The sequence below is a fragment of the Rhodoferax sp. RT5P35 genome (genome assembly GCF_056521385.1).
In genome coordinates, this window is record NZ_JBWMAX010000138.1 from 1 (window position 1) to 1,399 (window position 1,399).

A 1,399-nucleotide genomic window follows, 5' to 3' on the forward strand; every position below is an offset into this window, starting at 1 on the left:
CCTTTCCTGCGCTGCATCCCCAATATGGGCGTGGCCTGCCCGGCCGACGAGAACGAATGCCGCCGCCTGCTGAGCAGCGCCTTTGCCCAAGACAACCCGGTGGCCGTGCGCTACCCGCGCGGTGCTGGGGCCGGTGCGGCGATGGAGCTAGGCCTGCAGCCGCTGTCCTACGGCAAGGGCGAAATCCGCCGCAGCTCCAGCCAGGCTTCGGGCATCGCGATTCTGGCCTTCGGTACCCCGCTGTACCCCGCGCTGGCCGTGGCCCACAAGCTGGATGCCACCGCGGCCAATATGCGCTGGGCTAAGCCGCTGGATGTGGAGCTGCTGCTGAAAATCGCCGCCACGCATTCCGCTCTGGTCACGGTAGAAGACGGTGCCGCCCTGGGCGGTGCGGGCAGCGCGGTGCAAGAGGCCTTGCAGGCCGCGGGCATTACCCTGCCGGTGCTGACGCTGGGCCTGTCCGATGTGTTTATCGAACACGGCGACCCGGCGGTGCTGATGGCCCAGCAAGGGCTGGACGCGGCGGGTATCGAAAAATCTATAGAAAAACGCTTCCCCGCGCTTGTACATCAAGCACAAGCAGCTCTTAAATTAGTAGCATAAGGCGGTTGCAGGCTCCCTATTTTTAGCCTGCTTTAACCCCATCGCCGCGTCGGCAACGTTTCAGTCAGCTCCAACACTTATTTCTGGAGCTGACCAATGAAACTCACATCGCTGGGTCTTTCCGTCCTGCTGGCCTGCGCCAGCCTGCACGCGCAAGCAGTAGGCCGTCTCGCCGACATCACCATCGTGGACCGTGACTCCGGCGCCAGGCTGCCGGTGTACGCGCATCGCGGTGAATACTGGGTGGCGGGCAGGCCGGGTGCGCGTTACGCGGTGTCGGTGCGCAACCGGCTGGCGGGGCGCGTGCTGGCCGTGGCGTCGGTCGATGGCGTGAACGTTCTCAGCGACGAAACCGCCTCCTGGGAGCAGACCGGCTATGTTTTTTCGGCACGCCAAAACTACCAAATCACCGGCTGGCGCAAGAGCGACCAGGAAGTGGCGGCCTTCGAGTTTGCCGATGCCCGCGACTCGTATGCCGGGCGCACCGGTCGGCCGGGCCAGGTCGGCGTCATCGGCGTGGCGCTGTTCCGTGAACAGGTGCCCGAGCAGGTCGCTGTTCCCCAGACGCGCCGCAACGCCGAATCCAAGGATGAAAACGCGGACAGCACCACTGCGGGAGCCGCTGAAAAACGCGCAGCCGCCCCCGCCGCCGCCGCCAAGTTGGGCACGGCCCATGGCGCGCGTGAAAGCTCGGTGGTGTCGCACACCACGTTCGAGCGCCAGCAAGCGCGGCCGGACGAAATTGTGCGTATCCGGTATGACAGCCGCGAAAACCTGCTGGCCAGCGGCGTGATTC

Annotated in this window: 2 protein-coding genes; both read left to right on the forward strand. The window is 65.4% G+C overall.

From position 1 onward, the window contains the following. The coding region (locus tag AC097L_RS24365; RefSeq protein ID WP_479589302.1) for a transketolase C-terminal domain-containing protein at positions 1 to 603 on the forward strand (603 nt) is incomplete at its 5' end. A gap of 96 nt (positions 604 to 699) precedes the next feature. Further along, on the forward strand, positions 700 to 1,399 hold a 700-nt coding region (locus AC097L_RS24370; protein WP_479589303.1), incomplete at its 3' end, for a hypothetical protein.